The organism is Collinsella aerofaciens, from assembly GCF_015560135.1.
GTDB classification, from domain to species: Bacteria; Actinomycetota; Coriobacteriia; order Coriobacteriales; family Coriobacteriaceae; genus Collinsella; species Collinsella aerofaciens_AN.
In genome coordinates, this window is the sequence record NZ_JADMRH010000004.1 from 1 (window position 1) to 26257 (window position 26257).

General features: G+C 59.3%; 19 protein-coding genes. 16 read left to right on the top strand and 3 right to left on the bottom strand.

Annotated features, from left to right (window positions below):
• Positions 1 to 616: 616 nt before the first annotated feature.
• Complete coding sequence (gene nifJ / locus I2H19_RS02710) at positions 617 to 4156, top strand: pyruvate:ferredoxin (flavodoxin) oxidoreductase (protein ID WP_195621106.1); 3540 nt, start codon at positions 617 to 619, stop codon at positions 4154 to 4156.
• Between the two features lie 277 nt (positions 4157 to 4433).
• On the opposite strand, the gene I2H19_RS02715 is transcribed toward nifJ, so the two are convergent.
• Entirely contained in the window at positions 4434 to 5795 is a 1362-nt protein-coding gene (locus tag I2H19_RS02715; protein WP_195621108.1) for an ATP-binding protein, read from the bottom strand.
• A 107-nt stretch (positions 5796 to 5902) separates the two neighbouring features.
• On the bottom strand, positions 5903 to 6052 hold the full coding sequence (locus I2H19_RS02720; protein ID WP_158549138.1) for a hypothetical protein: 150 nt from the start codon (positions 6050 to 6052) through the stop codon (positions 5903 to 5905).
• A gap of 435 nt (positions 6053 to 6487) precedes the next feature.
• Between I2H19_RS02720 and arcC the strand changes: the two genes are divergently transcribed.
• The 6 genes from arcC (at position 6488) to I2H19_RS02750 (ending at position 13320) form a co-directional block, all read left to right on the top strand.
• Positions 6488 to 7450 (top strand): carbamate kinase, encoded by a 963-nt coding sequence (gene arcC, locus I2H19_RS02725; RefSeq protein ID WP_006235166.1) that lies wholly within the window; start codon positions 6488 to 6490, stop codon positions 7448 to 7450.
• Positions 7451 to 7823: 373 nt separating this feature from the next.
• The gene (locus I2H19_RS02730) at positions 7824 to 9719 is read left to right on the top strand and encodes a BglG family transcription antiterminator (protein ID WP_195621110.1); all 1896 of its coding nucleotides are present in this window, start codon (positions 7824 to 7826) and stop codon (positions 9717 to 9719) included.
• 119 nt (positions 9720 to 9838) lie between these two features.
• The gene (locus I2H19_RS02735; RefSeq protein WP_117648559.1) at positions 9839 to 10165 is read left to right on the top strand and encodes a PTS lactose/cellobiose transporter subunit IIA; all 327 of its coding nucleotides are present in this window, start codon (positions 9839 to 9841) and stop codon (positions 10163 to 10165) included.
• A 46-nt stretch (positions 10166 to 10211) separates the two neighbouring features.
• Positions 10212 to 10505 carry a PTS sugar transporter subunit IIB gene (locus I2H19_RS02740; protein WP_195621111.1) on the top strand — a complete coding sequence of 98 codons (294 nt, stop codon included), beginning with the start codon at positions 10212 to 10214 and terminating at the stop codon, positions 10503 to 10505.
• Between the two features lie 9 nt (positions 10506 to 10514).
• Positions 10515 to 11864: a PTS sugar transporter subunit IIC gene (locus I2H19_RS02745; protein ID WP_117776361.1), complete on the top strand. Its 1350-nt coding sequence runs from the start codon at positions 10515 to 10517 to the stop codon at positions 11862 to 11864.
• Position 11865: 1 nt separating this feature from the next.
• Complete coding sequence (locus tag I2H19_RS02750; RefSeq protein ID WP_267489792.1) at positions 11866 to 13320, top strand: family 1 glycosylhydrolase; 1455 nt, start codon at positions 11866 to 11868, stop codon at positions 13318 to 13320.
• 442 nt (positions 13321 to 13762) lie between these two features.
• Here I2H19_RS02750 and I2H19_RS09915 read toward each other — a convergent pair whose 3' ends face one another.
• Positions 13763 to 14593, bottom strand: coding sequence for a C39 family peptidase (locus tag I2H19_RS09915; protein WP_229089751.1), 831 nt, complete (start codon positions 14591 to 14593; stop codon positions 13763 to 13765).
• Positions 14594 to 15157: 564 nt separating this feature from the next.
• Between I2H19_RS09915 and I2H19_RS02760 the strand changes: the two genes are divergently transcribed.
• The 9 genes from I2H19_RS02760 to I2H19_RS02800 all read left to right on the top strand — a co-directional run bounded on the left by I2H19_RS02760 (position 15158) and on the right by I2H19_RS02800 (position 26181).
• The gene (locus tag I2H19_RS02760) at positions 15158 to 16609 is read left to right on the top strand and encodes an APC family permease (RefSeq protein ID WP_195621112.1); all 1452 of its coding nucleotides are present in this window, start codon (positions 15158 to 15160) and stop codon (positions 16607 to 16609) included.
• Positions 16610 to 16740: 131 nt separating this feature from the next.
• Complete coding sequence (locus tag I2H19_RS02765; RefSeq protein ID WP_117655955.1) at positions 16741 to 18018, top strand: metal-dependent hydrolase family protein; 1278 nt, start codon at positions 16741 to 16743, stop codon at positions 18016 to 18018.
• 112 nt (positions 18019 to 18130) lie between these two features.
• Positions 18131 to 19522 carry a sensor histidine kinase gene (locus tag I2H19_RS02770; RefSeq protein WP_226790488.1) on the top strand — a complete coding sequence of 464 codons (1392 nt, stop codon included), beginning with the start codon at positions 18131 to 18133 and terminating at the stop codon, positions 19520 to 19522.
• Between the two features lie 38 nt (positions 19523 to 19560).
• Positions 19561 to 20295: a LytR/AlgR family response regulator transcription factor gene (locus I2H19_RS02775; protein WP_195621113.1), complete on the top strand. Its 735-nt coding sequence runs from the start codon at positions 19561 to 19563 to the stop codon at positions 20293 to 20295.
• A 92-nt stretch (positions 20296 to 20387) separates the two neighbouring features.
• Positions 20388 to 21332 (top strand): zinc dependent phospholipase C family protein, encoded by a 945-nt coding sequence (locus I2H19_RS02780; protein WP_148332786.1) that lies wholly within the window; start codon positions 20388 to 20390, stop codon positions 21330 to 21332.
• A 101-nt stretch (positions 21333 to 21433) separates the two neighbouring features.
• On the top strand, positions 21434 to 22693 hold the full coding sequence (locus I2H19_RS02785) for an MFS transporter (RefSeq protein WP_006235159.1): 1260 nt from the start codon (positions 21434 to 21436) through the stop codon (positions 22691 to 22693).
• 171 nt (positions 22694 to 22864) lie between these two features.
• Positions 22865 to 24052 (top strand): glycosyltransferase, encoded by a 1188-nt coding sequence (locus I2H19_RS02790; protein WP_195621114.1) that lies wholly within the window; start codon positions 22865 to 22867, stop codon positions 24050 to 24052.
• Positions 24049 to 25392, top strand: coding sequence for a histidine kinase (locus I2H19_RS02795; protein WP_195621115.1), 1344 nt, complete (start codon positions 24049 to 24051; stop codon positions 25390 to 25392). The genes I2H19_RS02790 and I2H19_RS02795 overlap by 4 nt, the downstream gene beginning before the upstream one ends.
• A gap of 72 nt (positions 25393 to 25464) precedes the next feature.
• Complete coding sequence (locus I2H19_RS02800; RefSeq protein ID WP_022094115.1) at positions 25465 to 26181, top strand: LytR/AlgR family response regulator transcription factor; 717 nt, start codon at positions 25465 to 25467, stop codon at positions 26179 to 26181.
• Positions 26182 to 26257 lie beyond the last annotated feature (76 nt).

Sequence of the window (26257 nt, forward strand, 5' to 3'; positions counted from 1 at the left end):
GAGACTGCCTTTATCGAGCGGGCGTGGACGTCGAGGCCGACGAAGGTGGTAGTATCGAGCATGGGAGCCCCTTCCATGAATGCGGCGTGGCCGCCGCGGCTGAATTAGACACTCACCATTGTCGGCCTAATCCGCGGTCTTTCATGCAGCAGGGGCTCTCAATGTTTTTATGTCCTGCTCATATCGTCTCTGCCGGCACTTGGGGACACTCCTCGGCGCGCCAGAGCCGGTCGCCTGGGGATGGAGAGGCCATTTTGGCCCTTGGCAGTCACCCAAGGTAAACCTTTACCGCCCGCCTATATTTGCCGAAATTACACTTGACGGCGGGGTACAATAAACCCGCATGCGGATTTCCGTTGCGGGCGCTTCCCATCGCCGGGGCGTGCCCGGGAGCATCCGGCATGCGGCCTTTGCGGCGCTCGGTCATGTTCAAGACGGGTAGCTGGGCTTGTGGAGCGCGTGCAGCCCTCCTCGCCTCGGCATGCCTTCTCTCCACGCTATGTACCTGCTGCTGAGCCTGCCTGCCAGATGATTGGAAGCAACAGCGAAAATCCCATCACGCCAACATCCCGGCGATCGCCGGGGCCTGTATACCTATATGAGAGGAGAGGGGTATATGGCGCGTAAGTTTAAGTCTATGGACGGCAACGAGGCGGCCGCATATGTTTCGTATGCGTACACCGAGGTAGCGGGAATCTATCCCATTACGCCGTCCAGCCCGATGGCCGACCATGTCGACCAGTGGGCGGCCCAGGGTCGCAAGAACATCTTCGGCACCCCGGTCAAGGTCGTCGAGATGGAGTCCGAGGCAGGTGCAGCCGGTACCGTTCACGGTTCGTTGGGCGCCGGTGCTCTGACCACCACCTACACGGCTTCCCAGGGCCTGCTCCTGATGATCCCGAACATGTACAAGATCGCGGGCGAGCAGCTCCCGGGCGTCTTCCACGTCTCCGCGCGTTGCGTCGCTTCCCACGCCCTGAACATTTTTGGCGATCACTCCGACGTCATGGCCTGTCGTCAGACCGGCTTCGCCATGCTCGCCGAGGGCAACGTCCAGGAGGTCATGGACCTCTCGCCGGTGGCTCACCTTGCCGCCATCGAGGGTAAGACCCCGTTCCTTAACTTCTTCGACGGCTTCCGCACCAGCCACGAGATCCAGAAGGTCGCCATGTGGGACTACAAGGATCTGGCCGAGATGTGCGACATGGACGCCGTCCAGGCTTTCCGCGATCACGCGCTCAACCCTGAGCACCCGCATACCCGCGGTAGCCACGAGAACGGCGACATCTTCTTCCAGAACCGCGAGGCCTGCAACAAGGTCTACGACGAGCTTCCCGCCGTCGTCGAGGGCTACATGAAGAAGATCAACGAGAAGCTCGGCACCGATTACGGCCTGTTCAACTACTACGGCGCTCCCGATGCCGACCGCGTCGTCGTGTGCATGGGCTCCTTCTGCGACGTGCTTGAGGAAGTCATCGACTACCTCAACGCTCACGGCGAGAAGGTCGGCCTGGTCAAGGTTCGCCTGTTCCGTCCGTTCTCCATCAAGCACTTCGTCGACGTTCTCCCCGAGACCGTCCAGAAGATCGCCGTCATGGACCGCACCAAGGAGCCGGGTTCCATCGGCGAGCCGCTCTACCAGGACGTCGTCTCCGCTCTCTACGAGGCCGGCAAGACGGGCATCAAGGTCGTCGGCGGCCGTTATGGCCTGGGCAGCAAGGATACGCCTCCCGCGTCCGCGTTCGCTGTCTTCGAGGAGCTCAAGAAGGACGAGCCCAAGCGCGAGTTCACCATCGGCATTGTCGATGACGTGACCAACCTGAGCCTGCCCGAGGCCGAGGATGCGCCCAACACCGCAGCTCCCGGCACCATCGAGTGCAAGTTCTGGGGTCTGGGTGGCGACGGTACCGTCGGCGCCAACAAGAACTCGATCAAGATCATCGGCGACCACACCGACAAGTACGTCCAGGCCTACTTCCAGTACGACTCCAAGAAGACCGGCGGCGTCACCGTCTCGCACCTGCGCTTTGGTGATTCCCCGATCCGTTCGCCGTACTACGTGACCAAGGCCGACTTTGTCGCCTGCCACAACCCCAGCTACATCGTCAAGGGCTTCAAGATGGTCCGCGACGTCAAGCCGGGTGGCACCTTCCTGGTCAACTGCCAGTGGAGCGACGAGGAGTTCGCCGAGCACATGCCCGCCGTGGCCAAGCGCTACATCGCGAACAACAACGTCAACGTCTACCTGATCGACGCTATCGACCTGGCCGCCAAGGTCGGCATGGGCAAGCGCACCAACACGGTGCTCCAGTCCGCCTTCTTCGCGCTGGCCAAGGTCCTGCCCGCCGAGGACGCCCTGCAGTACATGAAGGACGCGGCCACCAAGTCCTACATGAAGAAGGGCCAGGCTATCGTCGACGCCAACCACAAGGCCATCGATGCCGGTGCTACCGCCTTCCGTAAGTTCGAGGTTCCGGCCGACTGGGCTACCGCCGAGGATGCCGCTCCCGTCGAACTCTCCGAGGAGACCAAGTCCGCTATCGCCCAGCAGGTCAAGAACCTGCTCGAGCCCATCGATCGCATGGACGGCGACAGCCTGCCCGTTTCCGCCTTCGTCGATTGCGCCGACGGCCAGTTTGAGCTGGGCGCCTCCGCATACGAGAAGCGCGGCGTCGCCGTGGTCGTTCCCCACTGGGACGAGACCAAGTGCATCCAGTGCAACCAGTGCGCCTACGTGTGCCCGCATGCCACCATCCGCCCGTTTGCGATGACCGAGGACGAGGCTGCCGCCGCGCCCGAGGCTACCCGCACGCTCGACGCCATGGGCCCCAAGGCCAAGGGCATGAAGTTCACCATGGCCGTGTCTCCGCTCGACTGCATGGGTTGCACCAACTGCGTCAAGGTTTGCCCCAAGGGCGCCCTCGAGATGGTTCCCACCGAGCAGGAGATGGGCCAGCAGCCCGTTTGGGACTACATGGTCGAGAACGTCTCCGAGAAGAAGGAGCTCATCGCGGCCAACGTCAAGGGCAGCCAGTTTAAGCAGCCCTACCTGGAGTTCTCCGGCTCCTGCGCCGGCTGCGCCGAGACCGCCTATGCACGTCTGGTGACCCAGGTCGCCGGCGACCGCATGTTCATTTCCAACGCCACCGGCTGCTCCTCCATTTGGGGCAACCCCGCTGCCACCGCTCCTTACTGCAAGGACAAGGACGGTCACGGCCCGGCGTGGAACAACTCCCTGTTCGAGGACAATGCCGAGCACGGTCTGGGCATGGCCGTCGGTTACGAGGCCGTCCAGCACAAGCTGATCGCCGCTACCCAGGACATCATCGCTGCCGATGGTCCGTCCGATGAGCTCAAGGCTGCCGGCCAGGCTTGGATCGACTCCGTCAACGACGCCGAGGCCTCCAAGACCGCTGCCGCTGCCTACGTTGCCGAGCTCGAGAAGTGCGGCTGCGACGCTTCCAAGGCGATCCTCGCCGACAAGGCTTACCTCACCAAGAAATCCTTCTGGATCTTCGGCGGCGACGGCTGGGCCTACGATATCGGCTTCGGTGGCCTGGACCACGTCCTGGCTTCCGGCCACAACGTCAACGTCTTCGTCTTCGACACCGAGGTCTACTCCAACACCGGCGGTCAGGCCTCCAAGGCCTCGAACCTGGGCCAGGTCGCTCAGTTCGCCGCTGCCGGTAAGGTGACCAAGAAGAAGTCCCTGGCCGAGATCGCCATGAGCTACGGCTACGTCTACGTGGCGCAGGTCGCCATGGGCGCCAACCCGGCTCAGACCCTCAAGGCCATTCACGAGGCCGAGGCCTACGACGGCCCGTCCCTCATCATCGGCTACAGCCCCTGCGAGATGCACTCCATCAAGAAGGGCGGCATGCAGAACTGCCAGGCCGAGATGAAGAAGGCTGTCGAGTGCGGTTACTGGAACCTCTTCCGCTTCAACCCCGAGGCTGCTGCCGGCAAGAAGTTCTCGCTCGATTCCAAGGAGCCCGCGGGCGGTTATCAGGAGTTCCTGATGAACGAGGCCCGTTACGCTTCGCTGACGCGATCCTTCCCCGAGCGCGCCGAGGAGCTCTTCAAGGAGAATGAGCAGGCCGCTATGGACCGCTACGCTCACCTGCTGAAGCTCAAGACGGTGTACAACGAGGCCTAGGTCTCCCACCGCAGGATCTGAGGGCTGACCTTCGCGGACGTCCTCGGACATGAAAGAACCCCCGCTGCGCACTACGTGCGGCGGGGATTCTTTCGTCCTGCGGAGTGTCCGCGAAGGTCAGCCCTCAGATCCTGCTACGACTATGTCCTCGGATTGTGGGGCTGCATGAGGGACGTGGTTGTGGGGGCCTTTTGTCCCCGTCGCTGTTTCGCGGCGCGGCCGCGAAACCACGCGTTACTTTGGTTATGGAGGGGGCTTGGTTGTTGGTTCAGATGATCTAGAGAGATATGGGTGCAAATGAGAAATCGTTGTTGGGGTCGTCCTTTTCCATAAACTCATCGAGGCAGAATGTCATATAGATTGGAACGTACAGGATCTTGCCCTCTTCGCTAAGGTTTTCGTGGCTCAGCACAACGGCCTCGGGAATCTTGTACTCGCCCACACTCATCAGGCGATCGAGGGCCGCATGTGCTCGAACTTTCTTGCCCGATTTGACTTCGATTGGGACAACATGTCCTCGGGCGCCTTCGATTACAAAGTCGACTTCACCGACCTCACGTGTTTGGTAGTACCACGTATCTGCTCCGAGGGCAACAAGCTCCTGCGCGACCACGTTTTCATAGAGACCGCCGAGGTTGGGGGTTTTCATATCTAGATATACAGCGCGTGCCGTGCTACCGGGATATCGCGATGCGAGCATTCCTGTATCGGACTCGTATAGTTTGAAGGCGGCTGCCTTCTCTGTCCTCTTAAGAGGACTCCGGGCCTCCGTCACCTGGGGGACCATCAATCCAACGCCTGCGTTCACCAGCCATAGGAAATCCTGCTCGTATTTTTGAAGACGAGCTCCCTCGCCTAGAGACGAGACGATAAAGCGATGGGACTCCGCCTCAAGCTGAACGGGAATTTGCTCGAAAATGGAGCGAACGTTAAACGCTCGAGTCGATGCATATTTAGAGATATCGCTTTTGTACTGATCGACTAGCTGAATTTGAAGCTCACGCGTTCTCACGAGCGAATAGCCCGAATCGATATAGTTCTGAACGACCTCTGGCATGCCGCCGCAAACGATATAGGCTCTAAAGTTTTTGAGCATCGCCTCATGAATATAGTTTTCGACGGGACGTCTCTCGACAAGGCAGCTGCGAATGCCTGCAAGCACATTCTCGCTGATGCTGTTTGCCCAACAGAACTCTTCAAAATCCATCGGTCGCATAACAATGTGCTCGACATACCCCACCGGAAAAGAAGAGATCCCCTTAAACTCAGTCCCAAGCATAGACCCCGAGAAGACATAGCTAAAGCGTCCGTCCTCGACCAGCGCCTTCATAAGTGTAACGATCTGCGGATACTCCTGAATCTCATCGACGAAGATAAGCGTGTCTCCTTCAACAAGCGGTGCATCCGCAAGAAGGGCCACACGGTTGATGAAGTCAATGGAGTTCTTAGCGCCAACAAGTACGTCTCTTGCCTCGGCATCGAGTAGCAGATTGACCTCATAATACGAAGCGTAGTTGCTCTTTCCAAACGCGCGAATCGCATAGCTCTTGCCAATCTGACGCGCACCGGTAACAAGCAGGGCCTTATGGGAGTTATTCTTCCAGCTCAAAAGCCTATCAGTGACTTTGCGGCGTAGCATTAAAACACCTCATTGACAAAAATTGGCAAATAGATTTGCCCCTAATCATACAAAAATTGACAAATAGATTTGACCAAAATCATACAAAAATTGGCAAATAGCAAAGCTCACTTAGGCCTCAAAGCCAGCGAGCCAGCACGGTACTTTGCGAAAAGGCTGGCGGCGCCGTTGTTGAGGGTGGCCAGGTTGACAGTGGCGCCGTTAGCGTTCTCGGCTGCTTGGGCGCGCAGGAGCGAAAGGGCGTCGGTAGCGTTCATGCAGAAGCCGACGGTAAAGTTCCATACTGCGAACTCGCAGTCGCTTGCCGCGGGGTGAAGCGCGATCGGCTATCCCTTATGTTGGATGAAAAGCCCCATGTTTTTGCAGGGGTGCATACTCAACTTATAAGTGCATAGAATCTCGTATAGTGCGAGTAAGATATTGCGCTGTCCGTTTTGTGTTTAGCAGAGATGTAGTTTGCATAATCCGACATAATCCTCGCTGCATTTAAATAAAGTTGCACGTAAATGGCGTAGATATGCGTGAGCTGGGGTTCTTTACGCTGAGCGGATAAAAACGACCGTTCACCGTTCCGCTATTTTCAAAATGAATAAAATGAGCGATAAAGAGAATATAAACCTTAATAAACTCGCGTAACGCACGGACGCGGGTTATTAATGGGTTGTAGGCCTTTTACAGAAAGGATTCCAGCAATGTCTAAGCCTCTTGGCAAGCCCGATCGTATTGTCGTCGCCCTTGGCGGCAACGCCCTCGGCAACAACCCCGTCGAGCAGATCGAGGCCGTGAGCAACACCGCCCACGCTCTCCTTGGTCTTATCGAACAGGGTAACGAGATCATCATCACCCACGGCAACGGCCCGCAGGTCGGCATGATCCAGAACGCCTTCGCCGCTGCCCACGATGCCATCGGTACCCCCGAGATGCCGCTGCCCGAGTGCGGCGCCATGTCCCAGGGCTACATTGGTTATCACCTGCAGCAGGGCATCGGCCGCGAGATGCACAAGCGCTATAAGCGTTGGCACGCCGCCACCGTCGTCACCCAGATCGAGTGCGATCCGGATGATCCCGCGTTCAAGAACCCGACCAAGCCGATCGGCCCCTTCTACACCGAGGAGCAGGCCAAGGAGTTCATGGCCGAGGATCCCTCCAAGGTCTTCGTCGAGGACTCCGGCCGCGGCTGGCGTCGCGTCGTCGCCTCCCCCGATCCCAAGAAGATCGTCGAGGCTGACTCCATCCTCAACCTGCTCGACAACGAGTTCATCGTCATCGCCTGCGGTGGCGGCGGCATCCCCGTCGTCCGCGACTACGAGAACAAGGGCTGCTACAAGGGCGTTCCCGCCGTCATCGACAAGGACCTGGGCGGCGAGCTGCTGGCCGAGGACTGCGACGCCGACGTCCTGTTCCTGCTGACCGCCGTTGAGCATGTCGCCATCAACTTCGGCAAGCCCAACCAGGAGGAGCTCGAGGACCTCACCGCCGACGAGGCCGAGCGCCTGGCCGACGAGGGCCAGTTCGGCAAGGGTTCCATGGAGCCCAAGGTCCGCGCCGCCATCAAGTTCGCCCGTTCCCGCAAGGGCCGCACCTGCATCATCGGCGCCCTGGACAAGGCCGCCGAGACCATGGCCGGCCTCTCCGGTACCCGCATCCACGAGTAGTCCCTACTCCGTTGCCTCTCCCGTGGGCGCCAGGCAAAGCGCCCACAGACTAGCCTCTCTTCATGAGCCCCGCAGTCCGCTCCGACTGCGGGGCTTTTGCTATTTACCTAGTCCCCGATGGGAGGGTAGTCATTGGGGACGTTCTTAAACGACTAGTCAAACAAGAACGTCCTCAATGACTACTAATTTAAATCTGTCCCCAATGACTGCGGAAAGCGCATCTCACACCGACGCATTGCTTTCGGGCCCTCTCTCCGTGCTCCCTATAAGTTCAGCTGGACTCCCCGCAACCTGTTCCGCGTTGGCGGAACGAGCGCGACGTGGAGTGTCATTCTTTACCGCGTTAGACTAGACGCAGGGAAAGGAGGAGGACATGGTTGCTCGCGTCAAGCAGCTTGTAAATATGATCGAGGACGCTCAGCCTGTCGCTGTCGCGGTGCTTGCCAAGCGTCTCGAGGTAAGCGAGCGCGCCGTGAGAAACTATATCCATCGCGCAAACGACAAGCTTGCGGGGGTTGCACGCATCGTTGGCAGCAAAGGGCAATATCGTATCGATGTTGCACATGCAGATGAGCTTGCTCGCTTGCTAGACGGTGCGGCTCTGGCCCATCCGGGCATTCCTGATACACGCGACGGCCGTGCGTCCTTCCTTCTTAACGACCTTCTCATGCGGTCCCAGTGGGTGACGATTGAGGAGTATGCGGATTTACTCTACGTTTCGGCGCGAACTCTGTCCAATGACATGCGTCTGGTAGAGCAGAAACTCGCCCAATTTGACTTGATGCTCGAAAAGCGCCCTCGCTACGGAATCCGCGTTGCGGGTGGGGAGTCGCAACGGCGTCTGTGTCTGGCCTCACTGGTGAGGCCCGTGTTGCCCGACACCGACGATGCAGAGCTCGCCGAGCGCCTGCGGGCCATCGCCGCATGTGTGGACGATGCCCTGACTGCCTCGCCCGTCACGGTGAGCTCGCTGGCATTCCGCAATCTCATCATGCATCTTTACATCGCTCTTGGCCGCATCGAGCAGGGCTGCTATGTCCCGGCTGCAGAATCGGACGTTTTAAAGCTGGAGGGAACGCGCGAATACGCTGCGGCTTTCCAGATTGCCGCAAACATCAAGGATGCCCTGGGCGTGAGCATGCCCCGAGAAGAGGTTGCCTTTATCGCAATCCATTTGCTCGGCAGGGGCACGGGCGTGCCCGAGAAGGGCTCGGCCGTTATCTCGGACGAGATGTGGGAGATCGCTTCCGAGATGGTATGTGCGGTCAACGATGAGTTTAGGTTTGACTTTAGCAGCGATCTTGAACTTCGCATGAACCTTGCTCGGCATATTGGCCCTCTGGGCTATCGCCTTGAATATCACATGCATATGGATAACCCCATGCTGCCCGATATCAAGACGAGGTTTCCGTTGGCCTATTCGATGGCGGCCGGCACCTCGCAGGTACTCGAGCGTCATTTTGGCAGCCAGCCCTCTGATGAGGAGCTCGGCTACATCGCCATGGCATTTGCCCTGGCCCTCGAGCAGCAAGCCGACCAGCCGCGTCGCAAACGTATCCTGATCGTGTGCGCCTCGGGAGCGGGAAGCGCCCGTATGCTCGAGCACCAGTACCGCAAGCAGTTTGGTATGTATATCGAGTCGATTGAGACATGCGACGTCGCCCGCGTGGGAACGCTCGACTTTTCGCACATAGACTACGTGTTCACAACGGTGCCGCTCAACGTCAAGTTGCCCGTGCCCGTCCGCGAGGCCGATTTCTTCTTGGAGACGAGCGATGTCAACGCTATCCGCAAGGTGCTGAGTGATGACGCTGCGCAATCGGACTCCGTAAGCTCTTTCTTTAGCCGTGCCCTGTTCTTCAACCGCGTTGAGGCGTCGTCGAAGCAGGCCGTTCTCCGATATCTCTCCGAGCGCGCCGTCGAGAGCGGCCGTGTCGATGCCCAGTTTGCCCAAGAGGTCGCCGAGCGCGAGAGCGCAAGTGCCACCTCGTTTGGCAATGGGGTAGCCATGCCCCATGGGATGCATCCCTTGAGCGCCGAGGCCTTTGTTACCGTGGGCCTGCTCGAACATCCCATTCTTTGGGACGAATACGGCCATGAGGTCGATATCGTCTTTATGGTGTCGTTTGCCCGGTCGGGCGGCGATGAGGCGCGGATCTTGAGCTCACTGCTCGCCGAGATCTTTATGGACCGCCAGGGGGTCGAGCGCCTACGCGAGCGCCGGTCCTGGCATGAGCTGATGGCGCTTGTGCAAGCGCATACGGCTTAAGACTTCTTTTGTCGATAACCCTGTCTGTCTACCTGCAATAAACCTCGAGGATTGCGGGCGGGAGATAGGCGTTTCGAATATTCAAGTACAAACCAAACATCACGGGAGAGGAGACCGTTATGGACGATCAGGGAACCGAGATGGTTTCGTTTCAGCTGGTCGCTGCAGCGGGAGAGGCACGCAGCCTTGCCTTCGAAGCCCTTGAAAAGGCAAAAGCGGGGGATTTTGACGCCGCCGCTAAACTCATGAAGCAGTCAAAGGATGCGGGAATCAAGGCTCACCACATCCAAACGCAGCTGCTTTCGACTGAGGCAGCGGGCGAGCATCTGTCGGTGGATGTGTTGCTGGTCCATGCTCAGGACCACCTCATGTGCTCCATGCTTGCTCAGGAGCTCGTGCAGGAGCTGATCTGCCTGTATGAGTGCACTGCAACCAAGAACGCCTAGCGGCGTGCGGTGACTATCCAACCAATCAATGCGAAGGGAATCCCTTATGAAGATCCTTCTTGTTTGCGCAGCTGGTCTGTCTACAAGCATTCTGATGAAGAAACTCGAGAAATATGCGGAGCAAAACGGCATCGAGCTCGATATCGATGCGGTGGGTATCGGCGAGTATCAGGAGACGTGCGCCAATTATGACGTGCTGCTCTTGGGGCCGCAGGTGTCCTACCAGCTCAACACCGTCAAGCAGGGGAGCGGTAAGCCGATCGCGGTCATCCCCGCACAGGACTACGGCATGGGCAACGCCGCCAACGTGCTGGCACTCGCCCAGTCGCTGTTGGGTTAGGAGGCGACCATGGAGAAGTTCATGACCCTGCTTCAGGAAAAACTGACCCCTATCGCCAATTTCTGCGGCACCGAGCGCCACTTTGCCTCCATGCAAAAGGGCTTTATGAGCGCGATCAGCTTCATTTTGGTATCTGCCGTCTTTATGATCCTCGCCAACCCGCCGGTCACGGCCGACCTGGTGGCGCAGGGCGGGTTCTGGTCCGTCTTTGGCCCTTGGCTCGATTTTGCGACGGCCAATAAGCTCACGCTGCTCATCCCCTTCAATATGACGATGGGCATACTGTCGGTGATCGTGACGTTCGCAATCGCCTATAACCTGGCGGGCACCTACAAGATGCCCAAGCTTAACGCCGGCATGACCTCGCTGGTGATGTTCCTGATCGCCGCGGCGCCGTCGTCCTACTACCAGCTTGCTGACGAGTCCGTGCTCCAGGCGGTCCCCTGCACCTATCTGGGTGCGCAGGGCCTGTTTACCGCCATCATCGTTGCCTTGGTCTCCGTCGAGGTCACGCGCTTCTGCCAGACCAAGGGCATCACCATCAAGATGCCCGATGGCGTGCCGCCGTTTTTGTCCGAAACCTTTGGCGCCATCGTACCTATGCTCGCCAACATCCTCATCTTCTTTGGCGGCAACCTGCTGATCCAGATGATCGATCCCGCGCTGTCCATCCCCTCGGTTATCGAGAAGCTGCTCGCTGCCCCGCTTTCCGTCGCAGTTGACTCTGTGCCCGGCGCACTGCTTATCTGCTTCATGACGCTGCTGTTTTGGTGCTTTGGCGTCCACGGCAACATGATCGTAATGCCCATCACCGCCCCGGTCTCGCTTGCCGCCTTTGCCGCCAACGCCTCGCTCTATGCTGCCGGGCAGCCGCTTGAGTTCCACCCGGTGCTCATGTCGTTGGCCATCAACCTCATCGGCGGCACGGGTAATACGTTCTCTTTTGTGGCGCTCTGCGCGTTTAGGGCAAAGTCGCAGCAGCTCAAGGCATTTGGCAGGGCATCGATCGTGCCGAGCTTCTTCCGTATCTCCGAGCCCGCGATCTTCGGCGCGCCCATCATCTTCAACCCGATCCTCATGATTCCGTTTGTGCTAGGCGGCATGATCTCGGCCCTGCTGTATTGGGGTGCGGTCTCACTGGGTCTTGTCTCTAACTTCTACATCTTGGTGAGCGGCACGTTCCCCATCTTCGTTCAGGGCTTTGTCCAGTGCCTCGACCCGCGCATCTGGGTGTTTACGATCGTTTTGATCGTGGTCATGGCTGTGGTCTGGTACCCGTTCTTTAAGGTGTACGATAACCAGCTCCTGGCTCAGGAGCAGGAGAACGCCGCGGCAGCTTCTGCCGAGGATGCTGAGTAGCATGAGTTACTTTGACAGAACGTCTGCCGCCGGTATGCCCGAGGGCTTTTTGTGGGGTGGTGCCCTCGCCGCCAACCAGGCCGAAGGGGGCTGGAACGAGGGCGGCCGCGGCATGTCGCACTCCGACCTGATCCCACAGGGTTCCGACCGCTGGGATGTAATGTTTGGCAGGCAAAAGCCCGTGGACGATCCGGACAGGCTGTATCCATGCCGCTGGGGCAACGACTTCTTCCATCATTGGCACGAGGATGTCGAGCTCTTTGCCGAGATGGGCTTTAAGTGCCTGCGTCTTTCAATTTGCTGGAGCCGTATTTTTCCCACAGGGATGGAGGCCGAGCCCAACGGCGAGGGCTTGGAGTTTTACCGTCAGGTATTCGAGGCGCTGCGCGAGCATGGAATCGAGCCGCTTGTGACGCTGTCGCACTACGACTATCCGTTGGCTCTGGTCGAGCGCTATGGTGGCTGGCAAAGCCGAGAGATGATCGAGCGGTATGCGCACTACGTCGAGACCGTCGGACGCGCGTACCAGGGCCTCGTGCGTTATTGGCTTACGTTCAACGAGATCAACAGCGTGGCGCTGTCCTATCTCAACGCGGGTGTCACGCTCGAGGATGAGCGTGACCGTGCAGCCGTGACTGCGGCGTTCTCGCACCATATGTTTATGGCGAGCGCTCGCGCTGTCGAGATTCTGCACAAGATCGATCCCGCAAACAAGGTGGGTTGCATGGTCGCTGCCGGTGCGACCTATCCGTACCGTTGTGCGCCCGAGGACGTATGGCTTGCGTATGAGGAGGACCGCGGCCGCTACTTCTACACAGACGTGATGGCTGCGGGCGCCTATCCTGCTTGGAAGCTGCGTGCACTCGAGAAAGAGGGTGTTCACGTGCCCTTTGAGCCGGGCGATACGGAGTATCTGGCAGAGCATACGGTCGACTTCATCTCGTTCTCGTACTATTGCTCGCGCTTGGTGTGCGCCGATGATCAGGTGATCGCCGAGAAGGCGGAGGGCAACGTGTTCCCGACGTTGCGCAATCCGTACCTCAAGGATAAAGAGACTGCCTGGAAGTGGCAGATCGATGCGCTGGGTTTGCGCGTGACGCTTGCCGGCTACCACGATCGTTACCATCTTCCGCTCTTTATCGCCGAGAACGGTGTGGGCGGACTCGATGCGCTGGAAGACGGCAAAGTCCACGATGCGTATCATATTGATTACCTGCGAAGGCATATTCTTGCGCTGCGCGATGCAATTGTCGAGGACGGTGTTGACCTGATGGGATACACGCCGTGGGGCTGTATCGATTTGGTGTCGGCCTCGACGGGGCAGATGAAGAAGCGCTATGGCTTTGTTTATGTTGATGCCGATGATATGGGCAAAGGCACGTTCGATCGCTACCGAAAGGACAGCTTCTGCTGGTACCAAAAGGTCATTGCATCAAATGGCGAGGACTTGAGTTAACTCTTGCAGGTCTGTTGCCCCCGCGGTCCGCTTCGGCCGCGGGGGCTTTTGTTATTGAGGCGGCTGTTCATGAGGAGCATTGCAGGCTGCGGAAACCCGGCACTTGGGGACGTTCCTTTCCTGCCGGCAGCTTGGGACAGTCCTTAAAGGCCGCATCGATCAACTGCGGAAAGCACATCCCAGAATGAGCGTCCAACATGGGGTGCGGTTTCCCTTGAGGCCCTCAATCGGAAAATGCATCCCGGATTATTGTCGAAAAGCGGTCCCTAGTTTCCCAAACGGGCCGCTAACGGAAAGCGCACCCCGCTATTGGGCCCCAAAGCAGGATGCGCTTTCCGTGCTGGCAGTTCCAAGCAGTTCGGGATGGCCCTTTTCGTCTGCTCTCGGCCGGCGTCCGTAAGACTGTCCCTAACGACCACTCATTTAAGTCTGTCCCCAATGACTAGTAGTAGGCCCACATGGCTTCGACTTCGTTAAGGACCTCTACGGCGCCCCAGCGGCGGGCGCTGCGGCTGGCCGAGTTGGGATCGAAGACTCCAATCTGGTCGGCGTCGTCAATACCGTAAAGCACAATGTAGTGTCCAACGCTGGTAAAGGTGCCCGGCCGAACGGCGGCGATAACGGGTGCTCCCGAACGCAGCGCCTGAGTCATCGAGTCGCGATCGTTGTGGAGCTCCGTTCCGTTAAGCCCCAACTGCCACGCGCCACACGTCATAAACGACCATTCGGTTGCGCCGGTGGGGGCGTAATTGCCCGCCTCGGAAAGCGCGCACATATCGACGGGGGTCATATTGGTGCGTCCCGTCTTAAAGATGTAGACCATGGTGAGGCACGTGGGCCCGCAGGCATTTTGGCGGATGGTGCCGCCGGCGTAAGGCAGCTCCGACCACGCAGGGTCGATCTGATAGATATGGGGCATCGTGCCGGCTTGCCATTGCGAGCGTGGGGTCGAAAAGGCGAAAGAATAACCGGGTGCGACGGGGGCCTTGAGCAGCTTGTCCTCGGCGGTGGGCTCGAGACCGGCCGACCCGTGGGACATACAGGAGCTCATAAGCACAAAGACCAGACAGGTAAGGATAGAGCACAGTGCGAGGCGAAGTCGACGAGCCGGCAGGGCGGGGGCATTCGCGTGCGATGCCGAGCGGTAGGGCTTGCCGTCGCGTCCGCCTTGGGGATGCGAAAAGAAGCGGTTGATATGGATGCCGGGCTGACGTGCGCCGTTGCGGCGCAGTTGCGGAACCTCGGCCTGACGCTGTCGAGTGCGCGCGCCCAAGCGGCTATCTTGCTGCGCGCTTGTGCCCGTGCTCAGACGGCCACTCTGCCGTGTTCTGCTTGACTGCTGCCGAGACGAAGGCCTGGGTTGCTCTTGGAGGCGTTGCGGATTGCTGCTCGTGGCATTTCTGGGCGTAGGCGTGGTACGGCCAGCAAGGCGAACGCTTTGTCGCCGTTGATCACCGTCGTTGTATCCGTATGCCATTCGTACCGCCTTGTCTCATGTATAACCTGTCCATCCTACAAAAAAGATGTGCAACAAATGGGTCTGCGCGTCAAAAGCTCGGTAAACGGTACGAAAGGCGCAAAACACACGGCCTCAAAAACATCTCTATATGCGTCCGATGAGCGTACGCCCGTCGGACGGGCGGCAACAATGAGCGGCAAACCGTGCCGTTCGTCCCAAAAACGGCGCCGCTCGTTTTGCAGTTCTGCCTTCGGTCGAGCTACAAGCGGAGCTGCTGCGCCAAGGCCGTATCTTAAAGCCACGAAATAAAAGAGCGCGGCAAAACAGACCGCGCAAGGGGTGACGTCAAGGGGCGTCAAAAAGGAAAGGAGGGGAACAATGGCGGACAAGAACGCAGAAGTTGCAGTCGAGGATAACGGCGGCATGAAGAAAACGCTTTCGCTCTGGAACTTCTTCACCATCGGTTTCGGTGCCATCATCGGTACCGGTTGGGTTCTGCAGGTCGGCGACTGGATGGTCGTGGGCGGCGGTCCCGTTCCCGCTATGATCGCATTCCTCTTGGGTGCAATCTTCCTCGTGCCCGTCGGAGCTGTTTTCGGTGAGCTCACGGCTGCTATCCCCATCTCGGGCGGCATCGTCGAGTATGTCGATCGTAGCTTTGGCCGTACGCTGAGCTACATCACCGGTTGGCTTTTGGCCCTGGGCAACGGTATCCTGTGCCCGTGGGAGGCCATCGCCATTTCGACCCTCGTGTCCGAGATGTTCGGCAGCCTGCCCGGTCTTGAGTGGCTGCGCGCCGTCAAGCTCTACACCATCCTGGGCGCCGACGTTTACCTGTTCCCGACGCTGATCGCGCTCGGCTTTGCAGTCTACGTCATCTTCCTTAACTTCCGCGGTGCCAGCTCGGCCGCCAAGCTCCAGGCCTTCCTGACCAAGGCCCTGCTCTGCGGCATGCTGCTCGCCATGGGCGTCTCGCTGTTCACCGGTTCGCCGGACAACGCCATGCCCGTGTTCTCCCAGGTCACCGGTGCTGGCGGCGGCAAGGCCGCTACCGAGGGCGCCAGCCTGTTCGCCGGCATCGTGTCGGTCCTGGTTCTGACCCCGTTCTTCTACGCCGGCTTCGACACCATTCCTCAGCAGGCTGAGGAAGCAGCCGAGGGCCTCAACTGGAACAAGTTCGGCAAGATCATCTCCCTGGCTCTGCTGGCCGCCGGCGGCTTCTACATGGTCTGTATCTACTCGTTCGGCACCATCCTCGACTGGCATGAGTTCGTTAAGAGCCCGGTTCCTGCGCTCGCCTGCCTCAAGGGCATCAACATGCTTCTGTACCTGGCCATGCTCGTCATCGCCACGCTTGGACCCATGGGCCCGATGAACTCCTTCTACGGCGCCACGAGCCGCATCATGCTCGCCATGGGCCGCAAGGGCCAGTTGCCCGAGCAGTTCGCCGAGGTCGACCCCAAGTCCGGCGCTCCCAAGCTCGCCTGCGTCGTTCTGGGCGTCATCACCGTCGTCGGTCCGTTCCTGGGCAAGAACATGCTCATCCCTCTGACCAACGTGTCGGCTCTCGCCTTCATCTTCTCCTGCGGCATGGTCGCCCTCGCTTGTCTGCGCATGCGCTTCACCGAGCCCGACCTGCCTCGTCCCTACGAGGTGCCCGGCGGCAAGTTTGGCATCGGCCTCGCTATCGCTGCCTGCGCCATCATCATCGGCCTGCTCGTGATTCCGTTCTCTCCCGCCTCCCTCAACATGGTGGAGTGGAGCATCGTGATCGGCTGGTTGGCTATTGGCCTGGCCCTCATGGCCTTCACCAATTCCCGCAAAAAGTAACGCCGAGCCGGGGCGGATCAGGTGCGCGGGACCCTCTCTTCCGCGCGCCGAACCCGGCGCCACTTGGGTAGCTTTGTGAGGCCTTAACCCAACACGGCCTCGCCCACTATATGGATCCATAAGGAGGAACCATGTCCACTAAGTATGCAATCGTTGGCGGCAAGCTCATCGACGGTACCGGTGCCGAGCCGGTCGAGAACTCCCTCGTTCTCGTCGACGACAACGGTAAGATCGAGTACGCCGGTGCTATGCAGGACCTTCCCGAGGGCGTTGAGGTTATCGACGCCGCCGGCAAGACTGTCCTTCCCGGCCTGATCGACACCCACCTGCACTTCTCGGGCAACCTGACCGACGATGATACCGATTGGGTCATGCAGCCGCTCCTCGAGAAGCAGGCCGTCGCCGTGAAGCAGGCCTACGACTGCCTCACCCACGGCCTCACCACCGTCTGCGAGATCGGCCGCTTTGGTATCCAGATTCGCGACTGCATCGACAAGGGCGTCTTCAAGGGCCCGCGCGTTCTGGCCACCGGCCTCGGCTTCTGCCGTGTTGCCGGTCACGGTGACTCCCACCACTGCACCCAGGAGCTCAACAAGGAATCGCACCCCTGGGGCGACCAAGTCGATGGTCCTTGGGATCTGCGCAAGGCCGTCCGTCGTCGCCTGCGCGAGAACCCCGATGCCATCAAGATCTGGGCTACCGGTGGCGGCATCTGGCGCTGGGATTCCGGTCGCGACCAGCACTATTGCTCCGAGGAGATCCAGGCCGTGGTCGAAGAGGCCAAGATGGTCGGCATCCCCGTGTGGAGCCACTGCTACAACAACCACGCCGCTGCCTACGATTCCGTTCGCTTTGGCTGCGAGCAGCTGATTCACGGCTTCGATATCGATGAGCGCACCATGGACCTCATGGCCGAGCAGGGTACCTTCTTCACCCCGACGATCGCCTTCCTGCCCACCTGGTACGCCACCTATCCGCCCGTCTACGTCCCCGAGCTGCACGACAAGTACGAGGGCACCCTGGTCGAGAAGGAGCTGCAGCGCAACTACGACTGCCTGCGCGAGGCCAAGAAGCGCGGCGTCGTCATGACGATCGGCTCCGATTCCTTCTCCTTCGTCACCCCGTACGGCACCTGCTCCATCGAGGAGATGTACGAGTTCGTCGACAAGATCGGCTTCACCCCGGTCGAGACCATCACCTGTGCCACCCTCAACGGTGCCAAGATGTGCCACATCGAGGACGAGACCGGTTCCATCGAGGCCGGCAAGTGCGCCGACCTGCTGGTCGTCAACGGTGACGTCGCCGCCGACATCCACGTGCTCAACACCGACAACATGGACGTCATCATGAAGGACGGCTGGATTGTCGAGGCTGGCACCTTCGGCGAGGCAAACAAGTACAGCGCCTAAGCTACCGTTCATCGATGACTTGATGTAAAACACAGTATTTGATTGCATAATGCAATGGAGAGGGTCGCTTGCGGCCCTCTTTATTGCTATGGGGTGCGTCAGTAAGAAGGAGATGACGGTGGATCTCAATAGGCTGATTCTGGGCAAGAGCTACAACTCTACCAAGGTCTTTCGTACCGCTCAGCATGTGGTTCAAGCCATCTTGCTCGGTATTGTCGTTCCGCTGCTTATCCTGCTGCTCATCTGGGATCTAACCGATAATCCCAATCCCGTTCCGGCCGTTGTCGTCATTGCCGGCTTGGTCATGCTGTGCTTCTTCTTCTCGTACGTCTTTGTCGTTCCCGACGACCTCACATCGAGCGCTACCGACCGCACGCTCGCCATCGCGTCGAAAATATTCGCCTACACGTCGCGCGGCCTTACGCCCGAAGCTGCCCTGGGCGCCTCTAAGATTATCCTGTCCGAAACTATCGCCTCTGCCATCTGCTTTACCGACGGCAAGCAGGTGTTGGCAAGCTGGGGCGAGGACTCGGCAAAATGCCCCGCGGGCACCCCGGTGGTGCTGCGGACTACGCTCAACGTGATCAACAGCGGTGAGCAAAGCGTGTTCTCGCGCGATGCCTCGACCGAGACGGGTGGCTACTTTCCGCGCCTGCGCGCCGGTATTGTCGCACCGCTTACCGTGCGCGGGCATTGCGTGGGCACGCTCGAGCTGTATTATCCCCGTCTGAGCAGCATCGATATGCGCCAGACGGCGCTTGCCTCGGGCTTTGCCGACCTCATTTCCACGCAGCTTGCGAGCTTTGAGCTCGAGCGCCAGGACGAGCTTACGGCCCGCGTGGAGCTGCGCGCCTTGCAATCGCAGGTCGATCCTCATTTTCTATTCAATACCATTAGCACGATCGTGTCGCTCGTTCGAACCGAGCCCGACAAGGCGCGATCGCTGCTGATCGACTTCTCCAACTACTATCGTCAGACGCTTTCTGATTCCGATACGCTCACCACGCTCGAGCACGAGGTGGAACAGGGTACTCGTTATATCAATCTTATGCAGGCCCGGTATGGCGACGGCCGTCTGCGCGTCTCGGTCGATATCGACTTTGAGGTGCGCGATTGCATGGTGCCGCCGTTTATCTTGCAGCCGTTGCTCGAAAACTGCATCAAGCACGCGCAGCGCGAGACTGAGCCGCTTTCTATTCATGTTAGGGCTTTCGAGACCGATGACGGTTTGGAGATCATCGTCGAGGACGATGGCATCGGTATGAGCGAAGAGGTCTGCGCGCATCTGTTTGAGCAACATCGCCGAGAGGAGCCCGAGAGCATTACCGCCGACGGCTCCGTCAAGCGAGGTTGCGGCCTGGCGCTCTTCAACGTGCTTCAGCGCATCCATTTCTTTTACGGAGAAGATTCCGGCATGCGCGTGAAGTCCCAGGAGGGCGTGGGAACGCAGGTCATCGTCGAGCTGAACGGCGAGCCGCATGAGCCCGCGCCGTTGACGGCGTAGCACGCGGTTGGATTGAGAGAAAAAGAGGGGAAGCACATATGTCCGAAGGCTGGAACATCTTGGTGGTTGATGACGAACCTCCCATTAGGGCTGAGCTACGCTATCTGTTGGAAAGGGATACGCGTGTGGGCCAGATTGCCGAGGCGGGCAATGTCACCGAAGCCGTGGAGTCGATTCTGTCGAACAAGCCCGACGTGCTGTTTTTAGACATTACCATGCCCGGTCGCTCGGGAATTGAGCTTGCCGAGACGCTGCAGAACCTAAAGACGCCGCCGGTGGTTGTGTTTGTGACGGCGTTTGCCGAGTTTGCCGCCGATGCGTATAACCTCGATGCGGTCGACTATGTCGTCAAGCCGGTCGAGGACGCACGCCTGTCAAAGGCACTCGACAAGATCGAGACAGCCTTGGGTGCCCGTCGTGTTATCCACGCTCCGCGCCAGCCTTTGCGTCTGACGGTGGACCGCGGGGGCAAAAAGGTGTTCATTCCCGCCGCAGACGTCTGCTACTTTGAGGCGCGCGCCGATTTTTGCAATGCCATCTGCGCCGAGGGAACGTACCTGATCAATGAGTCGATCTCTTCGCTCGAGCGTCGCTTGGTCTCCGAGGGCTTTATTCGCGTTCATCGCAGCTATCTGGTCAATTTGGAAGACGTGCACAATGTTGAGATTGGCTCCACGGGGTTGATGGAGCTCAGGCTTGACCGCGTGAGCTCGACGGTGCCCGTGTCCCGCCGTCGCGCTGCCGAGGTTAAAGCACGCTTGGGGCTTGCGTAGACGGTCTGCGTGCCGTCGTTTACCATCGCAGGTTTGGCATGGGCGCGCGGTGGGCATAATGGGTGGCATCGAATGAAATCGAAAGGATCATTATGCCCGCGCTTATCACCCATCATCTGTTTGGCGAGGAAAGCATCGACCGTCTTCCGCAGGGCGTCATCACGTCCGATGAAGAGCGCATTGCCTTTATCTTGGGCAACCAAGGCCCCGACCCGTTTTTCTTTCACATTCTGACACCGCGTGTTTCCGACTGCACGCTGCTGGCGCAGGTCATGCATCGGTCGCGCATGTCTCGCCAGTTCGCGTGCCTGCGCGACGGCGTGTCGCATCTGCTGCCGCGCGACGCCAGCTTGGGTCGCGCTTTTGCGCTGGGCCTGCTGTCTCATTACGTGCTCGACCGCAACGCCCATCCCTTTGTCTATGAGCAGCAGTTTGGCATCGTGGAATCCGACTCAGAGCTTGAGGATTCGAGCAGTCAAGTTCATGCCGTGATCGAGAGCGACCTGGATGTACTGATGCTGCAGCTTAAACGCGCCGGCGCTACGGTCGACGATTACCCGCCGGCGGGCGAGATCGTCACCACCGATCGCATCAATCGCGTGGCCGGCGTGCTGATGAGCTATGTTGCCGGACGCGTGTACGGCATTGACATTCCGGCGGGGGAGTACGGTGCTGCCGTTGCCAATATGCAGCGACTTTACCGCGCGATTGAGCCGGCCGGCTCCGCAAAGACGCGCGCGATCTCGCTGGTTGAGGGCTTGGTGCACGACTACTCGCTGCTCGACGGCCTTGCCCATCGCGTGACGACGGAGCTGCCCGAGCGCACCGGTAACCTGGGCCATCTGACATGGAAGAATCCCTTTACCGACGAGGTCTCGAACGAGAGTTTCCCCGAGGTCTTTGATCGCGCGCTGGTCGATTACGAGTGCACGGTCGCACGTTTTATCGAGACCGGTGACATGGATGCCGTGACCAGTCACGTCAACTACAGCGGTCGCGTGCTCAATGCCGATGAGGAGTTCGACCGCGAGGAATAGGGCCCGTGCGTGCCCCTTTGCCGAATCCTTACCGGTGCTTCTGGACAATTGGGGTACGATGAACTAACTGCATATCGGGCGAATACGAAGGGTCCCTGTCCATGAAATACACCAAGCTCGAGCGTAACTGGGTTATGTATGATGTGGGCAATTCGGCCCTTGTGCTGCTCAATACCTCGGTGGTGCCCATTTACTTTAACGCCATCAATACCGGCGCTTCCTCGGCCGACCTGGTGGTCGCCTGGGGCAATGCGCAGACGATCGCCTCGCTGGTCATCGCCATGCTCATGCCCATTCTGGGCGCGCTTGCCGACTACGCTGGCAACAAGATCAAGTTCTTCTTGGGCTTCTTCCTCACGGGCCTGGTGCTTTGCCTGGCGCAGGCTATCCCAATGTCCGCCATGGCATTTTTGACCGTGTACGTGCTGTGCACCATCGGCCTTAACTCTTCTATGACGTTCTACGACGCCATGCTGCCCGACATTACCACCGACGAGCGCATGGACGCCGTGTCCAGCTCGGGTTATGCCTGGGGCTACATCGGTTCCACCGTGCCGTTCGTCATCTGCCTGGCGCTCATCATGGGTGGCCCCGCTCTTGGCGTCCCCACCATGCTGGCAACGCGTCTGTCGTTTATCATCACTGGTGCCTGGTGGCTCATCTTTACCCTGCCGCTCATTCGCACCTATAAGCAAAAGTACGGTCGCGAGCGCGGTCCCGAGGACACCATCGGCCACATCGTGGGTGGTGTGTTCTCCGAGGTCGGACACACCATGCGCGAGATCGCCCACAACAAGACCGTGCTGGTCTACATGATCGCGTTCTTCTTCTATATCGACGGTGTGCACACGGTCATTTCCATGGCCACCAGTTACGGATCGGCCTTGGGCATCGATTCGACGCAGCTGGTGCTGGCGCTGCTCGTTACGCAGTTCGTGGCCTTTCCGTCCGCCATCATCTACGGCAAGCTCGCCGGACGCGTGGGCACGCTCAACATGATCCTGGTGGCGGTCGCCGCCTACATGGGCATTGTGCTGTTCGCCGCGTTCTTCCTAAAGACCGCCTTTGAATTTTGGGTGCTTGCCATTATGGTCGGCCTGTTCCAGGGCGGCGTGCAGGCGCTCAGCCGTAGCTACTTTGGTCGCATTATCCCCAAGGAAAAGTCCAACGAGTACTACGGCTTCTTTGACATCTTTGGTCGTTATGCAAGCGTCATGGGTACCTTCCTAGTGTCGGTCGTTACCTCGCTGACCGGCAACCCGTCGCTGGGCGTCCTTTCTATTGGCGTGCTGCTGATCGTTGGCTTTATGCTGCTGGTTCGCCTGTCCCGCATGACTCGGGCAGCAGAGCATGCCGCATAGGAGCGAGCGGCTATTGTGCCTGTCCACGGTACTCTTTTGGGGTTATCCGCAATAAACATTGCGACTTGCGAGCAATGATTTGCCCAAGTGGGTATGATGGAATCAGCTAGGTCGCGGGGCGTCGCCTGTGTTTGGCGGCGTCCCGTTTTTGTGTTGCAGGGAGGGTAAGGCATGAACGCCACAGTCGTGATTCCAACGTATTGGGCGGGCGATGACGCTTGCGCAAACGCCCCTGGCACCTATGACCATTCGACGCGACTCAACGCCGACAATCCCGAACTCGACCGCTGCCTGGCCTCGCTTGAGCAGGTACGTGACATCCCGCGCATCATCCTTTTGGTGGTCTGTCCCGTTTCTGCCACAGCCGATGTGTCGCTGCGCGTGCACGAGATTGTCGACGCGCATCCCACGCTCAAGGTCACCGTTGTCACCAACACCCAGGCCTCGCGCATCGCAGACCGGGTTGCTCAGATCGCGCCCAAGGGTTCGGGCGAGTGCGTGAGCCTGCGAGGCTACGGTGCCATCCGCAATATGGGGCTAGCCTGCGCCGCTGTGCTGGGGCATGACGCGGTTATCTTCTTGGATGACGATGAGACTGTCATCGACGCCGACTTTATGAAGCGCGCGACCTATGCGTTGGGGCAGCAGACGCGTCAGGGCTTGCCGATCTTGGTCAAGAGCGGCTATTTCTACGATCGCGACGGCTCGCCGCTGGCTCCCACGGACAAGGCGGGCATCTGCCATCGTTGGTGGACCAAGCGCATCGAGTTCAACCGTTGGATGAAAAAGGCGCTTTCGGGCACCCGCATCTCGCGCTCCAACTACGTGTGCGGCGGCCTGATGGCCCTGCACGCCCGCGCCTTTACGCGTGTGGCCTTTGACCCGTTTATCACCCGCGGCGAGGACTTGGATTACCTCTTTAACATGCGCATGTTTGGCTACGACGTGTGGTTCGATAACGAGTGGACCGTGCGCCATCTGCCTCCGGAGTCCGAAAAGCGCTCACCGCGCTTTATGCAGGATGTATACCGTTGGTACTACGAACGGGCCAAGTTGACATTCGCCGCGCATCAAAAGGAGCTCATTCCCGTTACGGCGGCATCGCTCATGCCCTACCCGGGCCCGTGGATTTCGCGCGAGCTCGACGACCGCGTGCACAAGACCGCTATGGTCCGCAGCGTGTTTACCCGCGAGCATGAGGGCTACCTGCGCATCTGGCGCCATGGTATCGACGAGGCAAAGGCCTATGCGCGCCAAAACGCTGCAAGCTACCTGCGTTTCCAGAGCTTTTGGCCCAAGATCATGGACGGGCTTTGGCGTGACGCACAACTGATCAGTATCCTGGAGGGGGCCGAATGATCGACCGCCGCGCCCAGCGCGATAGTTCAATATCAATCTTTCGCATCATTGCCGTTGCCTGCGCCATTTGTGTGCTGGTGTACTTTATTTTTGCCTTGGTGACCGGTATCGAGCCGATCGCCACGGTGATTGCCTGCGCGCTGCTGTGCATCTTTCTGTGCATCTTTATCTTTTTGACGCTCAATCCCGATTCGGTGCGCTCCCAGTACACCGAGGAGACGCTCTCGGTGGCCTCGGCCATGCTCGAGGACATTAAGGGCGGTCTGACGCAGGAGTCGGCGCGTTTGGTGTGCCGGCGCATTTTGCCCGAGACGCGCGCCATGACGGTGGCCATCACCGACGAGGACAACGTGCTTGCCTGCGCGGGCGAGTTTGAGGAAAAACTGCTGCCCGATACTCCCATCCACACGCTTGCCACACGCTACGTTATCGAACATGGCATCGTGCAGTCGTTCAACCGTATGGTGGATGTCGTGGGCTCGGACGGCTCGCACAACCAAGTCCCCGCCGGCATTGTCGCCCCCATCAAGGTGGGCGATCGTACCGTCGGCACGCTCAAGTTCTACTACAAGACCCCGCGCGCCGTCGACCGTACCCAGTATGCGCTTGCCTCGGGCTTTGCCGAGATCTTGTCCACGCAGCTCGCCATCCACGAGCTCGAGGTGCAAAAGGAACTCACGGCGCGCGCCGAGGTGCGTGCGCTGCAGGCGCAGATTAACCCGCACTTCCTGTTCAACACGCTGAACACCATTGCATCGTTTACGCGCACCGACCCGCTGCGGGCCCGCGAACTGCTTCGTGAGTTCTCATCGTTCTATCGTGCCACGCTCGACAATTCGGGATCGCTTATTCCGGTCTCGCGCGAGGTCGCACAGACCAAGCGCTACCTTACCTTTGAGAAGGCCCGCTTTGGCGAGGACCGCGTGCTTGCGACGTTCGATGTGTCCGAGGACGTGGAAGATACGCTGGTGCCGGCGTTCGTGATCCAGCCGATTGTCGAGAACGCCGTACGTCATGGTATGGGCGATGACGACGCCCTGAGGATCGACGTGACCGTTCACCAAGACGGCGAGGATGCAATCTTGATTGCCGTGGCCGATAATGGCGTGGGCATGGATGAGGGTACCGCCGCCAGACTGTTTGACGAGCGTTCTGCCCGTCCCGACGCCAGCTCTCCCCAGGGTGGCGGCGCCGGTGTGGCCATGCACAATATTTCGGAGCGCATCCATCGCTTTTATGGGCCGCACTCCTATACGCGTGTCGAATCGGCGCCGGGCAAGGGCACCAAAGTGCTCCTTCATCTTGATTTGTCAGAGAGCATCTTCGACATTCAAGAGTAAAATAAAAGGCTACGGGCTCAACGTCATGCGACGGATGCCCGGCGTAGTTAGTTGACGAAAGGTTTTATCCCTATGCTGCGTGCGATGATTGTGGATGATGAGGCGCCGGCTCGCTCGGAGCTTCGCTTCCTGCTCGAGCAAACGGGCAAGATCGGCACGATCACGGAGGCGTCGAGCGTCCGCTCCGCCATCGAGATGCTTATGGAAAGTCGCGTGGATGTCGTGTTTCTCGATATTTCGATGCCCGGTGCCTCGGGCCTGCAACTTGCCGAGGCGCTGCATAAGCTCAAAAATCCGCCGGCGATCGTGTTTGTGACTGCGTATAGTGACCATGCGGTCGAGGCATTCGACGTGGATGCCGTCGATTATCTGATGAAGCCGGTCGAGGAAGCTCGCTTGGATCGCGCGATCGAGAAGGTCATGCAACGCACCAAGCCGGTTACGGACAGCAAGGTGACCATCGAGCGTATCCCGGTGGAAAAGGGCGGCCGCAAGGTGCTCATTCCCGTGGACGACATTCGCTTTATCATGGCCAAGGACGATTACTCCTGCATCTATACCGTCGATGATCGCTTTTTGTCGACGACCTCGCTGGCGCAGTTTGAGGCCAAGCTCTGCGACTTTGGCTTCTTCCGTGTTCACCGCCGCTATATCGTCAACTTGGCGTGCGTCACGGATGTGGAGACGGTGCCCTCGGGTGCCATCCAGCTGGGCATTACGGGCGTCGACGAACGCGTTCCGGTTTCGCGCCGCCGCGTCGTGCCGCTCAAGAAGGCTCTGAGTCTCTAGCACACTGGCCCCGCAGCCCTGTAGACCCATCGTCTGCGGAGCCGTGGGGCCTTTTTTGTATGTATCTGCCGAATCG